A 510-nucleotide genomic window follows, 5' to 3' on the forward strand; every position below is an offset into this window, starting at 1 on the left:
AACCTTGGAATAGCATTTTTCTCATATAAGTTTAATATTTGCACATCTTCAATTGATTCCGTTAATTGTAATCCGTATTTCATTAACATATTTGTAGTACTATTATTATTAAAGTCTGGATGACAATTAATGTGTAATATTTTCATATCTTTCACCTCATTATATATTTTATATGTTACTATACATTATTTATAAAATAACACAAACTAAATTAAGAAGATATAATTTAACTACTTCTCTTTAAATTCATATCTTTTTAGTTAATTTCTTGAAATGCATCTTTTGGGACAAGCAAATTGACATGCACCACAGTCAACACAAGCAGATTCATTGATTTTTCTTTTTCTATCTTTCTCTTCTGTGATACAGCCAATAATGCATACGCTTTGGCAAGTTCCACAACCTACACAGTCTGATTCATTGATTTTTCTCGGCATAGTTTTCTCCCTTTGGATTTAATCTTCTTTATAGTGTTTGTTTACATGTGTTAACTGTAACTTCCAATACTCT

1 protein-coding gene is annotated in these 510 nt (G+C 28.0%); it reads right to left on the reverse strand.

Annotation, left to right across the window (positions count from 1 at the left end; all coding sequences use genetic code 11):
• Positions 1–260 precede the first annotated feature (260 nt).
• Positions 261–437 (reverse strand): 4Fe-4S binding protein, encoded by a 177-nt coding sequence (locus tag KQI89_RS17555; protein ID WP_216458173.1) that lies wholly within the window; start codon positions 435–437, stop codon positions 261–263.
• Positions 438–510 lie beyond the last annotated feature (73 nt).

The organism is Clostridium simiarum, from assembly GCF_018919175.1.
Classification (GTDB): Bacteria; Bacillota; Clostridia; order Clostridiales; family Clostridiaceae; genus Clostridium_L; species Clostridium_L simiarum.

Excerpts from the sequence above, each read along its gene's own strand:
- KQI89_RS17555 (WP_216458173.1), bottom strand. The coding sequence starts at position 437 with ATGCCGAGAAAAATCAATGAATCAGACTGTGTAGGTTGTGGAACTTGC.